Raw genomic sequence first — 22,245 nt, forward strand, 5'->3', positions numbered from 1 at the left:
CATACGGTCCGCTCCGCCGCCCGCCGAGTCGATGCGGGCACCCAGCGGAAGGAAACGAAATGTCCGCGACATACCGGGCGCTCGCCTCGGTGGTCATGTTGATCGGCTTCTACGTCGTCGCGCTCCTGCAGCTCGCCGCCGTCGCCGCGCTCGGGGTCTGGCTGTTCAGCCACACCAACGGGCTGGTCACCGGGAAACTGCTGCTCCCCCTGGTCGTCGCGCTGGGCGCGGTGGCCGTCGGGCTCTGGCGTGCGATGCGTGCGAAGAACGAGCCGGCGCCCGGCCTGATCCTCACCGAGCGCGAAGCGCCCGGCCTGTGGGCCGCCGTACGCGAGGTGGCCACCGCGGTCGGCACCCGCGCCCCGGACGAGATCCGGCTGGTACCCGAGGTGAACGCGGCGGTCTCCGAGCAGAGCCGGCTGCTCGGCCTGCTCGGCGGACGACGGACCCTGTACGTCGGTCTGCCGCTGCTACAGGCGTTGCGGATGGACCAGCTGCGCTCGGTGCTCGCACACGAGCTGGGCCACTACTCCGGCAAGCACACCCGACTGGGCGCCGTGGCGTACCGGGGTCGGCTGGCGATCGCGGAGACGCTGGAGCGGATCAGCCCGCGCAACCCGATCGGCTGGGTCTTCAGGGGCTACGCGAAGCTCTACCTGATGGTCGACAACGCCGCGTCGCGGCGGCAGGAGCTGGAGGCCGACCGTTCCTCCGTCCTGCTGGCCGGGCCGGACGCCGCGGCCTCCGCGCTGCGCGCCCTGCCGGCGCTCGACGCGGCCTGGGGCTTCTTCATGCGCCGGTACGTCGAGCCGGGCTGGTCCGCCGAGCTGGCGCCGGATGACCTCTTCGGCGGCTTCGGCCAACTGCTGGGCGGCCGCCAGGACGAGATCGTCGAGCTGCGGGAGAACGCCCCCGACCGGCGGCCGTCGCCGTGGGACACCCACCCGCCGATCGGCGTCCGGGTCGCCGCGATGGCCGGCCTGCCGGCGGGAGCGGCCACGCCGGACGACCGCCCCGCCGCGCTGCTGCTCGCCGACATCGACACCGCCGGTCGGCAGTTGCAGGGCCTCGTCGTCGACCCCGGCCACCGCCAGGTGCTGCCCTGGCCGCAGTTCATCGCCGCCGCCGTGGCGGCCGGAGTGCAGCGGCAGGCGGACGGCATCTACCGGGCGGCAGGCCGCTTTGCCGGCGTCAGCGGGCCGGGCCTGACGACGGTGCTGGACCTGGTGCGCTCCGGCCGGCTGGGCGAGTTCGCCGAGCAGTTCTTCGGCGACGTCACCCCCGAGGAGGCGGCCGCTCGGTTCGCCGGGCCGATGGAGACGCTGCTCGACAACGCTGCCGTCCGCTCCGGCCAGGCCCATTGGCAGCTGTCCTGGTCCGGTCCGGCCCAGTTCGTCGGCCCGCAAGGGCAACCGTTGGACCTCGCCGAGATCGCCAAGCTGGCCGTCGCGCCGCAGACCCTGGACGTGGCGCTGGCCCGCCTGGCCGAGCTGGGCATCGACCCCTCCGGCGCGACGGTGGTGGAGGACCGGGTCTCCGGGCGGGACGCCGACCTGATCGGCGCACTCGCCAACATCAAGATCGACGGTACGGAGCACGACGTGCTCATCCTCGACCGGGGGCTGGTCCTGATCGTCGACCCCGGCAAGGCCAGCCAGGGCGAGAAGCGGCTCCGCGAGCTGGTCGGCTCGGTGCCGATCGCGGAGCTGGCCGCCCGGCACACGTTCCTGCCGTACGAGGAGATCGTCTCCGTGGAGGTCAAGCGGGAGGTGCCGCTGAAGGCGGAGCTGACCCTGCACGACGGCCGGGTGCTCGCCATGCAGGAGCTGATGGCCAGCGAGCTGCTGGAGAAGCAGAGCCGGAACACCCTGCTGCGGGTCTTCCGGCAGATCAGCGACTGACGCCGTGCGGGCGGTCGGCCGACAGGCTCGACCGCCCGGACCGCGATCAGGCGAGGCGCGCTGCGACGCCGGCGATGTGCTCGTCGGACTCGGTGAGCGCGACCCGGACATGCTGCCCGGCCGTCGGGCCGTAGAAGACGCCGGCGGCGACCAGGATGCCGCGTCGGGCCAGCCAGTCGACCGTCTGCCAGCAGTCCTCACCCCTGGTCAGCCAGAGGTACAGGCCCGCCTCGGAGTGCTCGACGGTGAAGCCGGCACCGGTGAACGCCGCGGTGAGCACCTCCCGCCGGGCGCGGTAACGCTCCCGCTGTTCCTCGGCGTGTCGCTCGTCCTCCAGCGCGGCCACCATGGCCGCCTGCACCGGCGCGGGCACGATCATGCCGGCGTGCTTGCGGACCTTGAGCAGCTCAGCGACGAGCGCCGGGTCGCCGGCGACGAAGCCGGCCCGGTAGCCGGCGAGATTGGACCGCTTGGAGAGCGAGTGCACGGCGAGCACCCCGGCATAGCTGCCCCCGCTGACCTGCGGAGACAGCACCGAAACCGGGTCGGCCGACCAGCCCAGTGGCAGGTAGCACTCGTCGCTCGCGACCACCGCGCCACGTTCGCGGGCCCAGTCGACCACCTTGCGCAGGTGCGCCGCGGGCAGCACCCGGCCGGTCGGGTTGCCTGGCGAGTTGACCCAGACCAACCGGACCCGCGGGGTCGGCCCGAGCGAGGTGAGCGAGTCGGTACGGACGACTGTGGCGCCGGCCAGCCGGGCGCCATCCTCGTAGGTGGGGTACGCGACCGACGGCACCACCACCACGTCACCCGGGCCGATCCCGAGCAGCGTGGGCAGCCAGGCCACCAGCTCCTTCGAGCCGATGGTCGGCAGCACACCGAGACCGTCGACGCCGGCACCACAGGCTCGGGACACCCACGCCGCGATCGCGGCCCGCAACGCCGGCGTGCCGGCGGTCAGCGGGTAACCGGGAGCATCGGACGCGTCAGCCAACGCCCGCCGGATCACCTCGGGCACCGGGTCGACCGGCGTACCCATGGAGAGGTTGATCAGGCCCTCCGGATGCGCCGCGGCCAGCGTGGCCGCGGCGTCCAGGGTGTCCCAGGTAAACTCGGGCAGCCGCGACGAGACCGGCGCGGGCCGGTTCAGTGGCCCTCGCCGCGCGGCGGCTGCGCGGCGACGAAGGTGGCGTCCTTCTCCACCTTGCCGATCTTCGAGGCGCCACCGGGCGAGCCCAGGTCCTCGAAGAACTCGTAGTTCGCGCCGGTGTAGTCCTTCCACTGCTCCGGGACGTCGTCCTCGTAGAAGATCGCCTCCACAGGGCAGACGGGCTCACAGGCACCACAGTCGACGCACTCGTCGGGGTGGATGTAGAGCATCCGATTGCCCTCGTAAATGCAGTCGACCGGGCACTCCTCGATGCATGCCTTGTCGAGCACATCTACGCACGGCTCGGCGATGATGTAGGTCACCGGTCTTCTCCTCCGCAAGACTCGCCGCGATCTCCCGCGACGGTAAGAGCCTAGTATCTCGCCGGGGAGGGGGTCGATCGTGCTCCGACAGCAGGATGTGGGACACCGAATCGTGGTCCGCCGTATTGTGGGGATTCGCGAAGGCCGCCCGCAATTCTCCGATGCCCTCGGCGAGCTGGTGGAGCTGAGCGAGACTCATCTCACGCTGGCCACCGCGCAGGGGCAGCTACGGGTCCCGGTTGCGCAGGTCCACCGGGCCAAGCGCGTACCGCCGACCCGTCGGCCGACCGCCGCCGCGGTTGTGGCGCTGGAGCGGGCCGCCGACGAGGCTTGGCCGGCACCGACCCGGGGCCGACTCGGTGACTGGCTGCTCCGGTCGGCCGAGGGCTGGACCGGGCGCGCCAACTCGGCGCTGCCGATCGGCGACCCGGACCGACCACTGGCCGCGGCGGTCGACGCTGTGGAACGCTGGTACGCCGAGCTGGGCCAACCCGCGTTGATCAACACCCCACTGCCCCTCGCCGCGCCGGTCGGCGCCGAACTCGACGCCCGCGGCTGGAGCGCCCGCCCCCCGACGCTGGTGCAGACCGCGCCGCTGCCCCTGCTGGCGTCGCCCCCCGCCACCGGCCCGGCCGGAGAGTTGAGCGGTGCGCTCGGCGAGCTGGCCACCACGCCCCGGGGCGGTGCGGTCGTCGAACTGGCCACCGCGCCCTGGAGCGGTGCGGTCGTCGAACTGGCCACCGCGCCCTGGAGCGGTGCGGTCGTCGAACTGGCCACCGCGCCCAGCGACGAGTGGCTGGCCATCGCCGCCGGCCGCAAGGGCGGCCTGCCGGACGCCGCCCGGCACGTGCTCACCGCCGTGGACCAGGTCCGCTTCGCCCACGTGTACGCCGACGACGCCCTGGTGGCCGTCGGCCGCGGCACGGTGACCGGCCAGGGACGCTGGCTGGGCCTCAGCCTGATCGAGGTCCTGCCGGCGGCCCGCCGCCAAGGATTGGCCCGCCGCGTGATCCACGAACTGGCCAGTTGGGGCGTGTCGTGCGGCGCGACGCACGCGTTCCTCCAGGTCGAGCAGCGCAACACGGCGGCGGTCGCGCTCTACCAGCGGCTCGGCCTCGTCACCCACCACACCTACCTGACCCGGGTCGCCCCGAACTGACCAGTGCGGCCGCCCGTCCACACGGACGAGGTGGCCCCGACGCGGTGACCCGACGCGACCCCGGCGCGGTGGCCCGGGCGCGGTGGCCCGGGCGCGGTGGCCCGGGCGCGGTGGCCCGGGCGCGGTGATCGACTCGGCTTTCAGGAAGTCGCGGTGTTGCGGGCGCTCGGATACCGCGACATCAAGGAAGCCGAGTCGATCAAGCGGCGTTTGGCGGCCGGGCCACACAGCCCGCCCAGCCACACAGCCGGCCGCGACGTACGGCTGGACGGCCGGACTGGCCGAGGGTGGTCGGGTGGGCCGGCTGGACGGTGGTCAGCGGCGGACGACGCGGCGGGGCTTGGCGGCCTTGACCTCCGCGTACCGCTTGAGCTGCTGGGAGCGGTAGTCACGGCCCAACGCGGTGAGCACCAGGTAGCCGATCAGCAACCCCGCGCCGGTGGCGAGCAGGTAGAGCCAGATCTGGGCGAAGAACGTCGCCGCGCCGCCGTTGAACGGGTTGTGACCGACCAGCAGGGGCCCGACCAGCACGGTCAGCAGCATCGCCACCGGCACCACGAGGGCCATGTCGGCGGCCCAGCCCGCCACTGGCCGGCGACGACCCCAGCGGAAGGCGACCACGGCGAGGATCAGCCCGATCACCGCGAACATCGCCAGCGACACCCGGTCGGCGGCGGTGTCGTCACCGTCGAAGCCGAACCGGGTGATCAGTCGGGCGACCACGTTGACCGCGAACAGCGCCGCTACGAGCACCCCGATGTCACGCCACCGCTTGTCCATCGCCGGACCCTCCTGCCGTACGCCCCGTCGCGGGGTTCACATCCCTGGCAGGAATATCTACCACCCTTACCTGGGAGACGTCATCAGCCGGCAGCAGCCCAAAACCAGCCCGAACATCAGCCGTTGAGCATGGGCGGCTTGAGCATGGGCGGCTGCGGGGCGAGGATCTGCCGGAAGCCCATCACCGCGAAGGTCATCGCGCCGGCCACGATCATGGCCAGCCCGACCCAGTTGTCGCCGGCCAGCAACAGGTCACCCTCGCTGGTCCGGACGGCGGCGACCGCCATCAGCGCGAACCACGGCACCGCCGGCAGCGCCACCGCCCAGCGACGGCCGACCGCCTCGTACGCGAACCAGCTCAGCACGATGTTGGCGCCGATGGCGAGGAGCACCGACACGCCGACCAGTTGCCCGCCGACGCGGACCGTGGCGAGCAGCAGCTCCAACACGCCGGTCAGCACTCCGGCGAGGACCACCACGATCCCACCGACCAGCCGGACGCCCAGGTCCAGCAGTCGCGGCGGCGGCCCCGCCGGGGGCGGGGCTTCCTGGTCCTCCACGACCGTCATCGGTGCGACCGGCACTGTCACCGAAGACCCGCTGCCGCGACCGGGGACCGATCCGGAGCGGTCTCCGCGGGCAGGCCGGCGAAGAGGTCGTCCTCCCAGCCGTACGGCCCGGCGCCCGGCCCCTTCTCGCCGACCGCGAGGGTGAAGAACTCCACACCCATGAACTCGCCACCGAAGTTGCCGGCGATCGAGTAGAGCCAGGAGTTGGCCGGGATCTGCGTGGCGTGCGCCCGCATCGCGGCCTCCTTGGCCTGGTGCTGGTCGGTGCCGTCGATCCGGGCGGCGATCTGGGCGTCCGGGGTGCCGAAGGGCAGGTCGGCGATGTCCTCGATGCCGCCGAACGGGTTGTCGGAGGACTCGGCGAAGTGCGTCATGCCGGCCTCCAGGACGCTGAGCGGCATGGCCGTCCAGTAGACCTTGAGCGGGGCGCAGCCCTCGACGGCTGCCAGCTCGACGGCGCGCATGGCAACCCGGTGCGCCTGGATGTGGTCGGGGTGGCCGTAGAAGCCGTTCGGGTCGTACGTGACGAGCACCTGCGGGCGTACCTCCCGCATGATCTCCACGAGATGCCCGGCGGCCTCGTCGAGGTCGGCCTGCCAGAAGGCCCGGGGGTGCTCGTTGGTCGCGAGCCCCATCATCCCGGAGTCCCGGTAGCGGCCGGCGCCGCCGAGGAAGCGGTGGTCGCTGACGCCGAGCGCGGCGCACGCGGCGGCCAGTTCGGCGATCCGGTACCCGCCGAGCTGGTCGGCCTCGGCGGCGGCGAGCTGCGCCAGCGCGGGCACGTGGATCTCGCCCTCCTCGCCGAGCGTGCAGGTCACCAGCGTGACGTGCGCTCCGTCGGCGGCGTAGTGGGCCATCGTCGAGCCGGTGCCGATCGACTCGTCGTCGGGGTGCGCGTGGACCAGCAGCAGGCGGCGGTCGGGCAGCATCGTCACGACGGTCACTCTAACTGGCAGTTCTCCCCCGGCCGACGCTGACGCGTCCGCCCAGGTCGGCCACATCACCTCCGCTCCCGCTCTACGATTTGGCGTGTGGACTTTCCGGAGCTGGCCGCCCGCACCCGCCGGTTCAGCCACGGCGCGCCACGCGCTGTCTCGGTGGCTGAGGACGGCTCCCGGGTGATCTTCCTGCGCTCTGCCGGCCCCGAGGATCCGGCGGACGCGCTCTGGTTGCTGGACGTGGGCACCGGCGAGGAGCGGCTGGTCGCCGACCCGGCGACCCTGCTGGGCGAGGGCGGGGACGTCAGGTCTCTCTCCGCCGGTGAACGTGCGTTGCGCGAGCGGTTGCGGCTCAGCGCCGCCGGCATCGGCTCGTACGCGTTGGACGCGGCCGGCCGGGTTGCGGTGTTCGCGCTGGCCGGGCGGTTGTTCCGGGCCGATCTGGTGCACGGCGACGTGGTGGAGGTGGCCGCCGTCGGCCCGGTGCTGGACCCCCGTCCGGACCCGAGCGGGCAGCGGCTGGCGTACGTGACGGACGCCGCCGAGGGTGTGCGCCGGGGTGAGCTGCGGGTGATCGACCCCGACGGCACCGACACCCTGCTGGCCGGCGAGGACGCCGGGGTGAGCTGGGGCTTGGCCGAGCACATCGCGGCGGAGGAGTTCGGCCGGTTCCGGGGGTACTGGTGGGCGCCGGACGGCCGTTCGGTGCTCGCCGCCCGGGTCGACGAGTCCCGCCTGGAGCGGTGGCACCTGCACGATCCGGCCGAGCCGGCGAGCCCGCCGACCGCCGTCGCGTACCCCCGGGCTGGTGGGCCCAACGCTGAGGTCAGCCTGCACCTGCTGGACCTGGACGACGGCTGGGTCGACGTGCACTGGGACCGGGAGACCTACCCGTACCTGACCGGGGTGAGCTGGGGTGAGGGCAGCCCGTTGATCACCGTGCTGCGCCGCTCACAGCAGCACGGGCTGGTGCTGGCGGTGGACCCGCGCACAGGTGAGACGCAGGTGCACGCCGAGCTGGCTGATCCGCGCTGGGTCGAACCGATCGCCGGCACCCCCGCGCACCTGCCGGACGGCCGGGTGCTGGTCGGTGGGGAGCTGGCCCACGACGGGTACGACGCCCGGTGCCTGTTCGCGGACGGCACCCTGCTCACCCCGCCGTCGCTGTACGTACGGCGGGTGGTGGGTCGGCTGCCGGCCGTCGCCGGCCCGGCCGACCTGCTGGTGGAGGCGAGCGACGGCGAGCCGAGCGAGCGGCACCTGTTCCGGGTCCGCACAACCATCGGCGGTGGGGTGGACGCGCGCCGGCTCACCACCGACTCCGGCTGGTACACCGCAGCGGTGGGCGGGGACGTGCTGGCCGTCGGCGTCGCATCGCTTGATCACGCCGGGGTGCGCTGGACGGTGCGCCGCGGGGATCAGGAGATCGCCGAGCTGCGCTCGTTCGCCGCCGCCCCGCCTTACTCTCCGCTGCCACTGCTGGAACGGGTGACCGATCGGCGGCTGCCGGCGGCGGTGCTCTACCCGGACAACCACGTGACGGGTCGGCGGCTGCCGGTGCTGCTGGACATCTACGGCGGCCCGGGGCACCAGGAGGTCGTGGCGGCGCGAGCCGCGTGGTTGGAGCGGCAGTGGTGGGCCGACGCCGGGTTCGCGGTGGTCACCATCGACAACCGGGGTACGCCGGGCGTGGCGCCGTCGTTCGAGAAGGCGATCCACCGACGGGTCGCCGACGTGATCCTGACCGACCAGATCGACGCCCTGACCGCGCTCGCCGGCAAGCACCCGGATCTGGACCTGGGTCGGGTGGGGGTGCGCGGTTGGTCGTTCGGCGGGTGGCTGGCCGGGTTGGCGGTGCTGCGCCACCCGGAGCTGTTCCGGTGCGGGATCGCGGGCGCACCGGTGACCGACTGGGCGCTGTACGACACCGCGTACACCGAGCGTTATCTGGGGTTGCCGGAAGACGGCCTGGACATTTACGCGCACCACTCGCTCGTCGAGTTGGCCGCCGAGCCGGTCACCGGCCCGGACCAGGCCCGGCCGTTGCTGCTGGTGCACGGGATGGCCGACGACAACGTGGTGGCCGCGCACACGCTCCGGCTGTCGGCGGCCCTGCTGAGCGCCGGCCGACCCCACGCCGTGCTGCCGTTGACCGGGGCCACCCACATGGCCGCGAACGGCACCGCCGAGCGGCTGCTCCCCCTGGAGCTCGATTTCCTCCGCACCCACCTGCTGTGAGCAGCAGTCGACGAGCGGGTTCGGCACACCAGGGTTGGTTCCCACTCCCAAGATCGTGCTTGATCCTGGATCGAGTGGTATCCCCGGCGTCAGATAGCCACTCGATCCAGGATCGAGCGTGACCTTGGGCGAGGCGAGGCGAGTGGCGAGCAGGGACAATGCGGCGGTGTCGGATTTCACGAAGCCGCTCGGCTACCGCCTCATCACCGGGCCCGATGATGCTGAATTCTGCGCCCGCGTCAGCGCGCTTCTCGACCAGGGCTATGAGCTGCACGGGTCGCCGGCGCTGACCTTCGACGGCGAACGCGTCATCGCCGCCCAGGCGTTGGTGCTGCCGCACCCTGTCCGCTCCCAGGCGCCCGGGGAAAGTGCCATGTAGAGATGCCCTGGCGACTTCCTCCGTACCATCTCGGGTGAACCCGGCATGCCCGCAGCACCACCAGATCATCGGTCAGCAGGGCGGTCACCTAGGGGCGGGCGTCGAACTGGGTGCGGGCTTCGAAGACGCGGTCCATATATGTCTCCGCCCAGTTCTTGATCGCGATCATGACCGGGAACAGCTCATGGCCGAGCGGGGTGAGCGCGTAGTCGACGCGGACCGGCATCGAGGCAGTGACCGTGCGGGTGACCAGGCCGTCGCGCTCCAGGGTGCGCAGGGTCTGGGTGAGCATCTTCTGGCTGACGCCGGCGATGCGGCGGGCGAGCTCGCCGTGCCGCTGCGGGCCGTCGACGAGCGCCGGGATCACCAGCGCGACCCACTTGTCGGTGAGCCTGCTCAGCAGCTCACGGGTCGGGCACTGTTCCAGGAACGCGTCGTAGTCGCGTTTGGCCTGCTCACGGCGTTGCGCTGCGGTCGATGTCGGCATCTTCCCCTCCTCTGGTGCCCTAGGCACTCTAAGGTACCTACTTTCTCACAGTGCCGAGGATTCGTACGGTCGTGGTGATCACGAAATCTCACGAAGGAGACGACGATGCGCGCAGTCAGCTATGCAGAGTTCGGAGGGCCGGAGGTCCTGCACGTGGCCGAGGTGCCGGTGCCCGAGCCCGGGCCGGGGCAGGTGCGGGTGCGGGTCGCCGCGTCGGTTGTCCATCCGGTCGATCTGATGGTCCGCTCCGGTCGGTTCCCGGCCCCGCTGCCGACCAATCTGCCGTACACGCCCGGCTGGGACGTTGCCGGCAGCGTCGACGCGGTCGGCCCGTCGGTCGACGAGTTCACGCTCGGCGACGAGGTCGTCGGCTTCTCGCCATGGCTGCAAACCACTGTCGGCGCCCACGCCGAGTACGTGGTCCTCGACGCCGCCTGGCTGACCTCCGCGCCCGCCGGCGTCCCCGCCACCGAGGCGGCGACACTGCCGGCCAATGGCCTCGCCGCCGCCCAGGCACTCGACCTGCTCGCGCTCCCGGCGGGTTCGACAGTGCTCGTCACCGGCGCCGCCGGGCAGGTCGGCGGATTCGTTCTGGCGCTGGCCCGGGCGACCGGTCTGCACGCCACCGGCCTCGCCGGGGCCGACGACCGCGAATTCGTCGAGTCGCTGGGCGCGGCGTTCCTGTCGCGCGACGACGATCCGACGGGGACGTTCGACGCAGTCGTCGACCTGGCGGTCATCGGCTCCTCGCTGCTGGACCTCGTTCGGGACGGCGGCGGCTACGTGGCCGCGTCACCCCCGCTGCGCCCGGAGCCGGTACGCGGAATCCGGACCGTCGCGCTGGAGGTGCTACCCGACGGAACCCGCCTGGGCGAGCTGGTCAAACTCGTCACCAGCGGCGACATCCCGCTCCGGGTCGCCGACGTGTATCCCTTCGCCGACGCGGCGAGCGCCCACGAGCGGCTGGCCCAAGGCGGCGTACGCGGCGGCGTGGTGATCGTCCCCTGATCCGCAGCGAAAGGCTTGTATCTCAAGCCGCTTGAGATCGCATAGTGGGCGTCGTGGACAGAGACGAGCTGTACGCCATCGGAGATGTCGCCCGGCGTACCGGCCTGAGCGTCAGTGCCGTCCGGTACTACGCGGACGCCGGCATCGTCACGCCGGCCGCCAGCACCCCGGCCGGCCACCGCCTGTACGACGTGTCGGCCATCGCCCGGCTGGAACTGGTCCGGACGCTACGGGAACTCGATGCCGGCCTGGACGAGATCCGGCGGGTGCTGGCCGGCGAGGCGACGCTGCGCGAGCTGGCCGCCACCCACCTGGCCCTGCTGGAACGGCAGGAGGCACGGCTGCGCAACCGTCGCGCGGTGCTGTCGGCCATTCTGCGGCAGGACTCCACAGCCGAGCAGGTCACGCTCATGCACAAGCTGGTTGGCATGTCGGACGAGGAACGCGACCGGCTGATCGACGAGTTCTGGACCGAGGTCTCCGCCGGCTGGGAGCCGCCGCGATTCACGGCGCGGCCCGTTGGCCTAACCATCTGGGGTGGACAGTCACGCTCACAGCGCCCCGAGGCCGAGCAGCGTCGCGGTGGCCTGGTCAGCCACGTCGGGAGTCAGGGGCGGGTCAGGGACCTCAGCTTGTCGCTGATGTGGATTTGAAAACTGGTCTGCATGTCTTCGTACGGGGTGAGCGAGACCCAGCCCACCGGTCCACCGCTCGTGCCGTAGCGAGAGCCGTCCACGACCAACTGGCAGGGCAGGTCGCCCTTCTCCAGGTCGGCGAGGAACACGTCGGCCCGAACAATGTCCTGGCCCTCCGCGTCGGGGAAGGTGAAGGTCGTCACGCGGTACAGCAGGACGTAGCGCTTGTGCAGCCCGACGTCGAGGATTTTCCGGAGCCGCTGGACCGGGTCCTTCTCGACCCCGAGGTATGGCTCATCGCCGTACCGGCTGGTCACCTTGAATTCGTTGGTGCCGAGTGGTCCCTGCGGGCCGGTAATCCACAGGCCGCGGACGAGCCAGCCCGGCGGCACGGCAAACCTGTTGAGGGTCGACCCTGGATTGTCCACTATCTGCTCCGGCGCTCCGGCCTCGGTCGTCGCCACGATGTCGACGTTTCCGCCCTTGTCCGGGCTGTTGTAGCTGTCCAGGACCTTGCTGGTGTGCTCGAACCAGATGAACTCCGGCCGCGGGTCCAGCGTCCGGGCACACGATGCCTTGCCAACGCCCTTCTCGGACACCTTCGCTGCCGCCGCGGTGAGTGCCGCGCGCCGCTGCTCGAAGCGGGGCTGGTACTCCTTGAGCACCTCCCTCATCGACCCGTCCACCGGCTTCGGCTCGATTTGGCCGTCCGCTTCGCAGCCGGTGAACAGCATCGCGGCCAAGACCGCCACCGTGCCGAGAGCGGCGCCCTTCCACTTGCCGCAGCGCATCCAAGCCCCCTCTGACGCCGTCGTGCCCTCACAAGTGTGCCCGCTCGATGACTTCCGGCGGGGACGTGTCGTCGCTGAGCCTGCTGCGCGCGGTCGCGGCCACCACGTGCACCATGCGGCCTGACTTGTGGCTTGACGTAGACCGACTGACCGTGCGCAGTCTGCCCGGCTCGGCGGCATCGTCGCTGTCAATGGATCTCACCGCGGACGGTGCCGTGGTCACCGGGACCTGGGTGGAGCAGACCGATCACGCTGGCTACTACCGGGGAGCCCGGTACCACGGCGCGATCCAGCTACCGGTGGAGCCGACCGGCCGACGGATGGCCGGGAATGGGTCGGGTTCGGCGATTACGTCGACTCAAGATCACATTGGCCCGAGGAACTGGGTGGTGGCTTCGATGAGCAGGCTGCGGGTGCCGGGTTCGGAGCCGCTGTGGCCGGCGTCCTCCACGATGTGGAACGTCGCCTCAGGCCAGACCCGATGCAGGTCCCAGGCTTGGTTCGGCGGTGTCTTGATGTCGTAACGGCCGTTCACGATGACCGTCGGGATGTGCCGAATGCGGTCGACGCCCGCCAGGAGACCTTCCGGCGGGAGGAAGCCGCCGTTGCTGATGTAGTGGTGTGTGATGCGGGCGAACGCCAACAGGCTGGTGTCGTCGATGCCGGGCGGCGTCATCGGCAGCAGGGTGTTGGCCGAGAGTTCCCAGCTCATCCAGGCGCGGGCCGCCGGGCCGTGGACCGCGGGGTCGGGGTCGGAAATGCGGCGGCCATAGGCGCCGACAAGGTCGTCCTGTTCCGCAACGGGGATCGCAGCACAAAATGCCGCCCATTCGGCGGGAAAAAGGTGCGCCGCGCCCGCCGGGGTGAACGACCATGCCTCGTCTGACCTGCGAATCAGCCACACGCCGCGGAGCACGAGTTCGGTGACCCGCTCGGGATGGGCCTGCGCGTAGGCCAGGCCGAGGGTGCTGCCCCAACTGCCGCCGAAGACGAGCCAACGCTCGATCCCCAAGTGCTCGCGTAGCCGCTCGATGTCCGCCACCAGGTGCGGGGTGGTGTTGTGTTCCAGTGACGTCTTCGGGTCGCCCGCGAAGGGCCGGCTGCGACCGCAGTTTCGCTGGTCGAACAACACGACCCGGTAGCCGGACGGGTCAAAGTACCGCCGATTGTCCGGGAGCAGGCCACCGCCGGGACCGCCGTGCAGGAACACCGCGGGTTTGCCGTCGGGATTCCCGCACAGTTCCCAGTAGAGCTCATTACCGTGGCCGACGCTGAGCATCCCGGAGTCGTACGGCTCGATCAGCGGATACCAGTCCATCATTCAACCCCGTGGAATTTCATCGTGGATACGTCCTCTCCATACCGCGCGGTCTCGTCATCGATTGGCAGGCGGCCATGACCCTCCCGCGCCAACCGATCAACCGACATCACCTCCAGGCCCGTCGGGCGACCAAAAGCCATTGGGTACGCCGACAGCACCGCCCGACCCCACGTTGCCAACGCCTGCGTCGGGTCGTACCGGTAGTGGCGCTCGGCCCGTTCCGGCGCCGGCACGTTGGTCGTGCCTGAACAACAGATGCCCGAACGAGCTGAGTCAGTCGCCGACTCTCGGGGCCCCCCACAGGGACAGGCAGAACGGATGCCCGGCCGGGTCGGCGTACACGAAGCAGTGGTCCGCGTTGGGCTGATGCTCGAATCGGGTAGCGCCGGCCGCCAGCACACGCGCTCCGGTCGCCTCCAGGTCGTCGACGAAGAACTCGAGGTGCATCTGCATCCCCACCTCGCCATCCGGCCAGGTGGGTGGGCGGTGGTCGTCGATCTGCTGGAACCCGATGTCACCGTTCGGCCCTTCTACGAGGGCCCAGCACTCGTCACCCTTCGCGACCCCGCCGGTGATCTCGGCGTAGAACCGCGCGAGCGCGATTGCGTCGGGTGCATTGACAGTCGTCAGGCTGAGCCTGATCTGGTCCGACATCAACCTATCTCCATCTTCTGGTATGCCGGCGTGAGCTCTTCCCAGCGTTCCTCCCATCCGGGCGCTCGGACATCGGAGCTCCAGCCCTCTGGATGGACCGGGCCGTCGACCTCCAGCGACCGACCGAGATCCTCGAGGTGGACCCACCAACCAGAGGCGTGGAACGGGAGATGCCCTGTCGGCAGGCCACGCTCCTCGACCACCAGCCGGGTCTTGGAGCCCTCCTCGGTCAGCCACGCCTCGATCTGCCCCTCGTCGTCGGTACCCGGCTTCGTCGTCAGCAGCAGGTGGTGGGGCGCATCGCACACCTCGATGCGCGCCGAACCGGTCCAGCTGCTCGTGAAGACGGCCTGGATCGTGCTGCCGACCCGCAGGTCGCCATCGACCCGGGCGATCCAGCGGGCCAGCCGCTCGGGCGTCGTACACGCCTGCCAGAGGTCGCCGATGTCCGTGTCGTAAAGGTTCTCGACCCGGACCGCTCCGCGGCTCTCGTCGATCGTTCGCATCGTCGCGATCGTGGTCATCGTCGCGCCTTCTTTCCTCGTGCGATCTCGGTATGAAGAGCGTCGAGCCGGTTCTCCCAGAGCCGGCGGTACTCTCCCAGCCACTCGTCGACCTCGACGAGCGCCTCCGGGCGGAGTGTGTAGATCCGGCGCTGCGCGTCCTGGCGTACGTCGACCAGCCCGGCTTCCCGCAGCACGCGGAGATGCCGGGACACCCCCGGGCGGGCGATCGGGAGAGCCTCGGCCAGCTCTCCTGCACTCGCCGGGTGGTCGCGGAGAATATCGAGAACCGTGCGCCGGCTCTCGTCTGCCAACGCGTGCAGCACGGCGTCCATGGCGCCAATGTAACCGTTCGGGTACGTACCCGCAAGGTTACATTCAACCTGTGAGTTGTCGTGTCGGGGAGGTTCAGAAACGACGATCGCCGTCGGCGCGGACTGGGCCAGTCGAGTGCGAGTTCTGGCCTGTGTTCACTCCACGCCGTGCTGCAGATTGCAGCCGACCGGCAGAAACAGCAGGGTCCCCTCCCGACGGCGTTGTCGGGAGGGGACCCTGCTGGCTTGCGGTGTGCCTTACGGCTTGACGTGCGCGTTCACGAACGACGGGTAGCCGAAGACGCTGGAGATGAAGATCCCGCCCGCCTTGGAACCGTGCACGTTGTAGGCCACGTCGACGTAGAACGGCACCACCGGCGCGTGCTCCTTCATGATCCGCTCGTCGAGCTTGGCCCACTCCGGGCCCTGCTCGGCCGGGGCCAGCGCGAGGATGCGGTCCATCTCGGCGTTGATCGCCGGGTCGTTGAAGTAGGACTGGTTGCTGTTGCCCTCGGCCTTGATGGTGCGACCGTCGTAGAGCACCGGCAGGATCGAGGCCCCGCTCGGCCAGTCCGCCGCCCAGTTACCGATGTACAGGTCCCAGGGGTTGTCCTTCTTCTTGATCTCGTCGAGTTTCGCGTCGTCCGAGATGTTCCGCAGCGTGATCTTGAAGCCGGCGCGCTCCAGGTTGGCCTTGAGCTGCGCGCCCTGCTGCTGCTCGGTGGAGTTGTCGGCGACACCAAGGACCAGCTCCGGCGTCTTGCCGCCGAGCAGCTCCTTGGCCTTGTCGACGTTGCCGTTGGGGCCGGCCGGGTACGCCTCGTACGCCTTGTAGCCGATGGTGGCCGGCGGCATCAGCGTGGTCAGCGGCGCGGCGACGGTTTGGCCGCCGAGCGCCTTGATCATGCCCTCGCGGTCGATGGCGTAGTTGAGCGCCTGCCGGACCTTCAGGTCGGTGACCCGCTGGTTGTTGATGACGAGCTGGTTGGCGCTCGGGGTCGGGGAGAGGATCGTCCGGGACTTGAGCGCGGCATCCCCGGCGACCTTGGCGACCAGCGAGGCGGGCACGGTGTTGAAGGCGAGGGCGCTCTGGTCGGCGCCGTTGTCGGCGATCACCCGGTTGTTGGCGGCGTCCGCGGTCGGTCCGAAGGTCCACACGAACTGGTCCGGGTACTGGTGCCGGACGGCGTCGGTCTTCGGGTCCCAGTTGGGGTTGCGGTCCAGGGTGATCGACACGCCGACCTGGTTCTTGGCGATCTTGTACGGCCCGGACGAGAACGGCTGCTTGTCGAGGTCGACGCCAGTGTCCTTGTCGGCGGGCAGCGGCGCGGTGGTCGGCAGCGAGACCGCGAACGGCAGGTCACAGCGGGGCTTGGCGAACTCGAAGCGCAGCGTCTTCGCGTCCGGCGTGCTGAGGCCGGGCGGCAGCGACGTCTTGTTCTTCTTGAAGTCCCACTTGGTGTCGAACTGCGGGGTGTCCGCCAGCCACTCCTGGATGTAGGTCGGGCCACCGGAGAGGTCCGGGTCGAAGGAGCGGGCGATGCCGTACGCGATCTCCTTGGACGTGATCGGTCGGCCGTCCTCGAACTTCACCCCGTCCTTGATCGTGAATTCCCAGACCTTGCAGTCGTTGTTGACGTTCTTGCCCGGCGTCTCGGCCAGATCACCGACGAGGACCAGGCCGCCCTTGCCGTCGTCCTTCCAAGTGGTCAGGTAGCGCGACCACAGGGGGTTGGCCATCAGACCGGCGAACGAGTACGTCCGCTGCGGGTCGAGGTGGGAGATCGGCGACTCCCGGATGACGGTGAAGGTGCCGCCCTTCTGTGCCCCACTCACCTCGGCGGCCGGGCCCTGCGAGTCCTTGGGGTCGGTCGCGATGACCCCGGTCTGCTGCCGCTCGGTGTTCACGGTGGTGCCCTCGCCCGTGTTCTTCGAGCACGCACCCAGTGCCACCACCAGAGCGATCGCGCCGCCTGCGGCAGCCACCACGCGTGGTCTCATGAAGTACCCCCTTCACCCATGTGCCGTGCGGTTTCGTCGGGGCGAGAACCGCCGACGTCCCGAGGATCGTAAGGAAGAAAACCTACGAGTTGTGTAACAGTTGTCGATAACTTTCGCCACCAGCCACCCGCTGGACATCGGCCCGGTCAGCGCAACCGCACCCGCGGGTCGATGGCCGCGTAGAGCAGGTCCACCAGCACGTTCGCCAGCACCACGAAGACGGCCGCGATCAGCACGGTGGCCATGATCGTGGGCAGATCACCCGACCGCACCGCGTCCACAGCGGTACGCCCCAGCCCCTGAATGCCGAACGTCGTCTCGGTGATGACCGTCCCGCCCAGCGCCCCGCCCACGTCCAGGCCGGCGATCGTCACCACCGGAGTGATCGCCGCGCGCAGCGCGTGTCGCCCGTACACTGTGGGTTTGGCCAGGCCCTTGGCCCGCGCGGTCCGGACGAAGTCCTCCGACAGCGTCTCCAACATCTGCGCCCGGGACAACCGGGCGTAGATCGCCGAGAAGAGGAAGGCCAGCGCCACCCAGGCGAGCGCCAGCCCACTGGCCCACTTCGCCGGATTGTCGAAGAGGGACGTGTAGCTCGGCACCGGCAGCCACCGCAGGTTGTAGACGAAGACCAGCAGCAGCACCGCGCCCACGAAGTACAGCTGCAACGACGCGCCGGTCAGCGAGAAGCCGATCGCCAGCCGGTCCAGCCAGGTGCCCCGCCGCAGCGCGGAGACCATGCCGAGACCCACGCCGAGCAGCAACCAGAGGATGGCCGCCGGGATCACGATGCTCAGCGTCACCGGCAGCACCCGGGCGATGGTGTCCGAGACTGCCTCGTTGGTGACGTACGACCAGCCCAGGCAGGGCGCGTCGCACCGGCCGCCCTGGGCGCTGCCCAGGTCGCGTCCGGTCACGATGCCCTTCATGTAACCGGCGTACTGGCTGATCAGCGGGTCGTTCAGACCCAGGTCGTCGCGGACCCGCTCCAGCCGCTCCGGGTTGCAGTTCTTCGAGCAGATGCTGCTGACCGGGTCGCGCGGCAGGGCGAAGAACATCAGGAACGTCAACACGCTCACCGCGAAGAGGGTCAGCGTGGCGGAGAAGAGTCGCTTGAGCAGAAATCGCGCCATGATTTTGACCCCTACCGGGACGACTTCGGGTCGAGCGCGTCCCGCAACGCGTCGCCGAAGAGGTTGAAGGCGAACACCAGCGCGAAGATCGTGATGCCCGGGAAGAACACGTACGCCGGGTCGGTCTGGAGGAAGTCCAGACTGCGGTAGATCATTCGGCCGAAGCTCGGCGTCTCGTCGCTGAGGCCGACGCCGATGAACGACAGCGCCGCCTCGCTGGTGATGAACTGCGGCACCGCCAGGGAGAACGACACCAGGATCGGCGCCCAGATGTTCGGCAGCAACTGCCGGAACAGCATGTGCCCCAGCCCGGCCCCGCTGGCCCGGGCCGCCTCCACGAACTCCCGCTCACGCAGCGCGATCACCTGCCCGCGGACCAGCCGGGCCGTACTGGTCCAGCCGAAGATGGCGAAGACGGCGATCAGCACCCCCACCCCGAACGCGGACGACACCTGTCCCCGCTCACCGTAGAAGCGCAGCGTGACGGTGGGCGTGAGCGCCAGCGCGATGATCAGGAAGGGCATGGCCAGGGTCAGGTCGGTGATCCAGTTGATCACCACGTCGAGCCAGCCGCCGAGGTAGCCGGCGAGCGCGCCCAGCACGACCCCGATCGTCGCGGTGATCAGGGCCGCCGCGAACGCGATGAACAGCGAGGTCCGCAGCCCGTAGATCAGCCGGATGAAGATGTCCCGGCCCAGCCCCGGCTCCAGACCGAACCAGTGCTCCCCGCTGACCCCACCGGCGTAACCCAGCGGCATGCCGAAGCCGTCCAGCATGTTCTGGAACTGCTCCCGCGGGCCGATCCCGTAGAACATCTCGATCAGCGGGGCAGCCAACCCCAACAGCAGGAAGAACACCAGGAGTACGCCGCTGACCATCGCCGTCCGATCGCGGCGCAGCCGCAGCCAGGCGAGCTGACCGGGCGAGCGGCCGACGACGCCCTTCGCGGCGGGCCCGTCCGGGTCCGTACTGGACTCGATCTCGGCCAGCGCCAAACCCTCCACCGGGGAAAGGCTCACGACGGCACCTCCTCGACGTTCGCTTCGACCCCGCGACCCGCCGGCTCGGCGCCGATCACGGCGACGTCCGCCACCAGGTTGGCACCCGCCGGCTCCGGGAAGTGACACGCGGTGGCCTGCCGACCACCGTCGCGCGGAACCAGCGCGGGCTCCTCGGTGGCGCAGATGTCCTGCGCCTTCCAGCAGCGGGTACGGAACCGGCAGCCCGACGGCGGGTCCAGCGGGGTGGGAACGTCACCGGTCAGTCGGATCCGACCCGCCGGACCGAGCTGGGTGACGTCCGGGATCGCCGAGAGCAACGCCCTGGTGTATGGGTGCTGCGGGCGCTCGTAGATGTCCGCCCGGTCGCCGATCTCCACGATCCGTCCCAGGTACATGACCGCTACCCGCTGGCAGAAGTGCCGGACCACGGCCAGGTCGTGCGCGATGAACACGAACGCCAGGCCAAGCTCACGTTGCAGGTCACGCAGCAGGTTGACGACCTGCGCCTGGATCGAGACGTCCAGCGCGCTCACCGGCTCGTCGGCGACGATCAGCTTGGGCCGCAGGGCCAGCGCGCGGGCGATGCCGATGCGCTGACGCTGACCACCGGAGAACTCGTGCGGGTACCTGTTGTAGTGCTCCGGGTTCAGCCCGACCAGCTCCAGCAACTCCTGCACCCGGGCCTTGATCCCGCCCGGCGGCTTGATCCCGTTGACCTGCAGCGGCATCGCCACGATCCGGCCCACAGTGTGCCGAGGGTTCAGCGAGGCGTACGGGTCCTGGAAGATGATCTGAAGGTCCTGGCGCAGCGGGCGCAACTCCCGGCGACCGGCGTGCGTGATGTCCCGCCCGTCGAACTCGATGCTGCCGCTGGTCGGTTCCAACAGCCGCACCAGCATCCGGCCGGTGGTGGTCTTGCCGCAGCCCGACTCCCCCACCAGGCCGAGCGTCTCGCCCGGGCGCACGTCGAAGTCGAGCCCGTCCACCGCCCGCACCAGACCGGTGGCGCGCAGCCCCTGGCGTACCGGGAAGTGCTTGCTCAGGCCGCGTACCCGCAGCAGTGGCTCATCGGTCATCGGGCCACCCCCACGGATGCGATGTCCTCGGCGTAGAACGTGACTCGCTCCTCGGCGCTGAGGTGGCAGGCGACCAGGTGACCATCGGCCCCGGCCGCGCGCAGTTCGGGGACCTTGGTGCGGGAGCGGCTGCCGGCGCGGTCCGCGTACCGGCAGCGTGGGTGGAACGCGCAGCCCGGCGGCAGGTTGATCAGGCTGGGCGGGTTGCCGGGGATGGGCACCAGGTCCGCGTCCGCGTCGCCGTGCAGCGACGGCACGCTGGAGAGCAACCCCCAGGTGTACGGGTGCTGCGGCGCCCGGAGCACCTGTTCGACGCTGCCCCGCTCGACGGCACGCCCGCCGTACATGACCAGCACGTCGTCGGCGACCTGGCCGACCACCCCGAGGTCGTGGGTGATCAGGATGATCGCGGAGTGGAACTCGGCCTGGAGGTCGGCGAGCAGGTCCAGGATCTGCGCCTGCACGGTGACGTCCAGCGCGGTGGTCGGCTCGTCGGCGATCAGCAGCGCCGGGTCGTTGACCAGGGACATCGCGATCATCGCCCGCTGGCGCATGCCGCCGGAGAACTCGTGCGGATACTGGTCGAAGCGGCGCGCCGGCTGCGGGATGCCGACCCGGTCCAACATGTCGACCGCCCGCTGGCGGGCCTCGCGTCGGCTGGCCTTCGGGTGATGCACCCGGTACGCCTCGGCGATCTGCCGGCCCACCGTGTAGTACGGGTGCAGCGCCGACAGTGGATCCTGGAAGATCATCGCCATGTCCCGGCCGCGTAGCCGGCGTACCTCCTCGTCGCCGAGGCCGACCACCTGCCGGCCACCCACGGAGATCTCCCCGGTGATGGTGGTCCGTTTCGGGTCGTGCAGGCCGAGAATCGCCAGCGAGGTGACGCTCTTGCCGGAGCCGGACTCACCGACGATGCCGAGGGTGCGGCCCCGCTCCACGGCGAACGACACCCCGTCGACCGCGCGCACCACGCCGTCCTCGGTGTCGAACCGGACCCGCAGGTCACGTACCCGCAGGTAGGCGTCCTGGTCGGAGCGCTGTGCCGGCACGGCGGGGCGGTCGTCCGGGTCCCCGGACGGCGAGGGTTCCGAGCTGTCCACGGCCACCTCCCTCAGTGACGAAGAGAACTTACAGCAATGTCCCGAGGGTGAAAATAAGCTACAAAGTCGGCACGTGTCAGCGGGCCCGAGCGTAACGAGTCGGCATCGGCCTGAACACCCCTCACCTCGCCATCCACGCCCATTCATCTCCTGATCGCACGTCGGGTGCGACCATGGGAAGGGTGACGGCAGAGGATGCCAATGGCACGAGGTGGAGGTGACGATGACCGCGGCGGTGTTCAACCACGAAGGCCCGTGGACCGAAGAGGAGTACCTCGCCCTCGGCGAGACGCAGCAACGCGTCGAACTCTTCGACGGGAGCCTCCACGTGACCCCAGCGCCCACCCCCCGACACCAGAACATCTCCGGCGAACTGCGCGCGGCCCTACGGGCTCCGGCTCGTGAGGCCGGTCTGCACGTGCTGGAAGCGGTGAACGTCCGACTCAGGCCCGGCCGGATCCCGATCCCCGATCTGGTGATCACCGGCCCGATCGACTTCGACGAACTCAATGTCGAGGCGGGTGATGTGCGGCTGGTCTGCGAGATCATCTCGCCGAGCAACGCGTCCACCGACAAGGTGCTCAAGATGCACTACTACGCCTCGGCCGGGATCGAGTGGTACCTGCTGGTGGAGCAGGCGAATGGCACGTTGCACCTTTACCGGCGGCAGGGCGGCCACTACATCGAGCAGTCCGTGACCAGGCCGGGCGACCTGCTCGTGCTCACCGAGCCGGTGAAGGCCACCCTCCGGCCGGAGGAATTGCTTCCCTGACGGGTGTCG

The 22,245-nt window shown here is 70.2% G+C and carries 22 protein-coding genes and 2 pseudogenes; 8 read left to right on the plus strand and 16 right to left on the minus strand.

What is annotated here, in order from left to right; translation table 11 throughout:
* Positions 1–59: 59 nt before the first annotated feature.
* On the plus strand, positions 60–1,901 hold the full coding sequence (locus ABZU74_RS17630; RefSeq protein WP_355424512.1) for a M48 family metallopeptidase: 1,842 nt from the start codon (positions 60–62) through the stop codon (positions 1,899–1,901).
* 46 nt (positions 1,902–1,947) lie between these two features.
* Here the strand turns inward: ABZU74_RS17630 and dapC are convergent, their stop codons facing one another.
* Both dapC and fdxA read right to left on the minus strand, forming a co-directional pair.
* Positions 1,948–3,051: a succinyldiaminopimelate transaminase gene (gene dapC, locus ABZU74_RS17635; protein WP_355424652.1), complete on the minus strand. Its 1,104-nt coding sequence runs from the start codon at positions 3,049–3,051 to the stop codon at positions 1,948–1,950.
* Positions 3,048–3,374, minus strand: a complete 327-nt coding sequence (gene fdxA / locus ABZU74_RS17640; RefSeq protein WP_007464872.1) for a ferredoxin — start codon at positions 3,372–3,374, stop codon at positions 3,048–3,050. The genes dapC and fdxA overlap by 4 nt, the downstream gene beginning before the upstream one ends.
* 79 nt (positions 3,375–3,453) lie before the next feature.
* Here fdxA and ABZU74_RS17645 point away from each other — a divergent pair, with 79 nt between their 5' ends.
* Positions 3,454–4,533, plus strand: coding sequence for a GNAT family N-acetyltransferase (locus tag ABZU74_RS17645; protein ID WP_355424515.1), 1,080 nt, complete (start codon positions 3,454–3,456; stop codon positions 4,531–4,533).
* 315 nt (positions 4,534–4,848) lie between these two features.
* On the opposite strand, the gene ABZU74_RS17650 is transcribed toward ABZU74_RS17645, so the two are convergent.
* The 3 genes from ABZU74_RS17650 to mshB form a co-directional block, all read right to left on the minus strand.
* Positions 4,849–5,313 (minus strand): hypothetical protein, encoded by a 465-nt coding sequence (locus tag ABZU74_RS17650; protein ID WP_355424517.1) that lies wholly within the window; start codon positions 5,311–5,313, stop codon positions 4,849–4,851.
* 116 nt (positions 5,314–5,429) lie between these two features.
* Complete coding sequence (locus ABZU74_RS17655; RefSeq protein ID WP_355424519.1) at positions 5,430–5,882, minus strand: hypothetical protein; 453 nt, start codon at positions 5,880–5,882, stop codon at positions 5,430–5,432.
* Between the two features lie 17 nt (positions 5,883–5,899).
* Positions 5,900–6,826, minus strand: a complete 927-nt coding sequence (gene mshB / locus ABZU74_RS17660; RefSeq protein ID WP_355424522.1) for an N-acetyl-1-D-myo-inositol-2-amino-2-deoxy-alpha-D-glucopyranoside deacetylase — start codon at positions 6,824–6,826, stop codon at positions 5,900–5,902.
* 87 nt (positions 6,827–6,913) lie between these two features.
* Between mshB and ABZU74_RS17665 the strand changes: the two genes are divergently transcribed.
* The gene (locus ABZU74_RS17665) at positions 6,914–9,058 is read left to right on the plus strand and encodes a prolyl oligopeptidase family serine peptidase (protein ID WP_355424525.1); all 2,145 of its coding nucleotides are present in this window, start codon (positions 6,914–6,916) and stop codon (positions 9,056–9,058) included.
* Positions 9,059–9,224: 166 nt separating this feature from the next.
* The gene (locus tag ABZU74_RS17670) at positions 9,225–9,437 is read left to right on the plus strand and encodes a DUF1737 domain-containing protein (RefSeq protein WP_355424655.1); all 213 of its coding nucleotides are present in this window, start codon (positions 9,225–9,227) and stop codon (positions 9,435–9,437) included.
* A gap of 88 nt (positions 9,438–9,525) precedes the next feature.
* On the opposite strand, the gene ABZU74_RS17675 is transcribed toward ABZU74_RS17670, so the two are convergent.
* Entirely contained in the window at positions 9,526–9,924 is a 399-nt protein-coding gene (locus ABZU74_RS17675) for a helix-turn-helix domain-containing protein (protein ID WP_355424528.1), read from the minus strand.
* A 105-nt stretch (positions 9,925–10,029) separates the two neighbouring features.
* Here ABZU74_RS17675 and ABZU74_RS17680 point away from each other — a divergent pair, with 105 nt between their 5' ends.
* On the plus strand, positions 10,030–10,932 hold the full coding sequence (locus tag ABZU74_RS17680) for an NADP-dependent oxidoreductase (RefSeq protein ID WP_355424531.1): 903 nt from the start codon (positions 10,030–10,032) through the stop codon (positions 10,930–10,932).
* 53 nt (positions 10,933–10,985) lie between these two features.
* A pseudogene (locus ABZU74_RS17685) lies at positions 10,986–11,432 on the plus strand (MerR family transcriptional regulator); the annotation flags it as partial.
* A 107-nt stretch (positions 11,433–11,539) separates the two neighbouring features.
* On the opposite strand, the gene ABZU74_RS17690 reads toward ABZU74_RS17685, so the two are convergent.
* Positions 11,540–12,358 carry a hypothetical protein gene (locus ABZU74_RS17690; RefSeq protein WP_355424534.1) on the minus strand — a complete coding sequence of 273 codons (819 nt, stop codon included), beginning with the start codon at positions 12,356–12,358 and terminating at the stop codon, positions 11,540–11,542.
* A gap of 140 nt (positions 12,359–12,498) precedes the next feature.
* Between ABZU74_RS17690 and ABZU74_RS17695 the strand changes: the two are divergent.
* Positions 12,499–12,716, plus strand: a pseudogene (locus tag ABZU74_RS17695) (hypothetical protein); the annotation flags it as partial.
* Between the two features lie 6 nt (positions 12,717–12,722).
* Here ABZU74_RS17695 and pip read toward each other — a convergent pair.
* The 9 genes from pip to ABZU74_RS17740 form a co-directional block, all read right to left on the minus strand.
* Positions 12,723–13,679 carry a prolyl aminopeptidase gene (gene pip / locus ABZU74_RS17700; protein ID WP_355424537.1) on the minus strand — a complete coding sequence of 319 codons (957 nt, stop codon included), beginning with the start codon at positions 13,677–13,679 and terminating at the stop codon, positions 12,723–12,725.
* 273 nt (positions 13,680–13,952) lie between these two features.
* Positions 13,953–14,333, minus strand: a complete 381-nt coding sequence (locus ABZU74_RS17705; RefSeq protein WP_355424540.1) for a VOC family protein — start codon at positions 14,331–14,333, stop codon at positions 13,953–13,955.
* Complete coding sequence (locus ABZU74_RS17710; RefSeq protein ID WP_355424543.1) at positions 14,333–14,857, minus strand: SRPBCC domain-containing protein; 525 nt, start codon at positions 14,855–14,857, stop codon at positions 14,333–14,335. The genes ABZU74_RS17705 and ABZU74_RS17710 overlap by 1 nt, the downstream gene beginning before the upstream one ends.
* Positions 14,854–15,171, minus strand: a complete 318-nt coding sequence (locus tag ABZU74_RS17715) for a metalloregulator ArsR/SmtB family transcription factor (RefSeq protein ID WP_112619359.1) — start codon at positions 15,169–15,171, stop codon at positions 14,854–14,856. Before ABZU74_RS17715 ends, ABZU74_RS17710 begins: the two co-directional genes overlap by 4 nt.
* A gap of 237 nt (positions 15,172–15,408) precedes the next feature.
* Entirely contained in the window at positions 15,409–17,151 is a 1,743-nt protein-coding gene (locus ABZU74_RS17720; RefSeq protein WP_355424546.1) for an ABC transporter substrate-binding protein, read from the minus strand.
* A 146-nt stretch (positions 17,152–17,297) separates the two neighbouring features.
* Positions 17,298–18,284 carry an ABC transporter permease gene (locus ABZU74_RS17725; protein ID WP_355424549.1) on the minus strand — a complete coding sequence of 329 codons (987 nt, stop codon included), beginning with the start codon at positions 18,282–18,284 and terminating at the stop codon, positions 17,298–17,300.
* A gap of 11 nt (positions 18,285–18,295) precedes the next feature.
* Positions 18,296–19,303 carry an ABC transporter permease gene (locus ABZU74_RS17730; protein WP_355424552.1) on the minus strand — a complete coding sequence of 336 codons (1,008 nt, stop codon included), beginning with the start codon at positions 19,301–19,303 and terminating at the stop codon, positions 18,296–18,298.
* A complete protein-coding gene (locus ABZU74_RS17735; protein WP_355424555.1) occupies positions 19,300–20,361 on the minus strand; it encodes a dipeptide ABC transporter ATP-binding protein in 1,062 nt (353 codons plus the stop codon). The genes ABZU74_RS17730 and ABZU74_RS17735 overlap by 4 nt, the downstream gene beginning before the upstream one ends.
* Positions 20,358–21,413: an ABC transporter ATP-binding protein gene (locus tag ABZU74_RS17740; RefSeq protein ID WP_355424658.1), complete on the minus strand. Its 1,056-nt coding sequence runs from the start codon at positions 21,411–21,413 to the stop codon at positions 20,358–20,360. Before ABZU74_RS17740 ends, ABZU74_RS17735 begins: the two co-directional genes overlap by 4 nt.
* Before the next feature lie 274 nt (positions 21,414–21,687).
* Between ABZU74_RS17740 and ABZU74_RS17745 the strand changes: the two genes are divergently transcribed.
* Positions 21,688–22,236: a Uma2 family endonuclease gene (locus ABZU74_RS17745; RefSeq protein WP_355424558.1), complete on the plus strand. Its 549-nt coding sequence runs from the start codon at positions 21,688–21,690 to the stop codon at positions 22,234–22,236.
* The last annotated feature ends 9 nt before the right edge of the window (positions 22,237–22,245 follow it).

The organism is Micromonospora sp. NPDC005171 (genome assembly GCF_040608575.1).
Taxonomy (GTDB): domain Bacteria; phylum Actinomycetota; class Actinomycetes; order Mycobacteriales; family Micromonosporaceae; genus Micromonospora.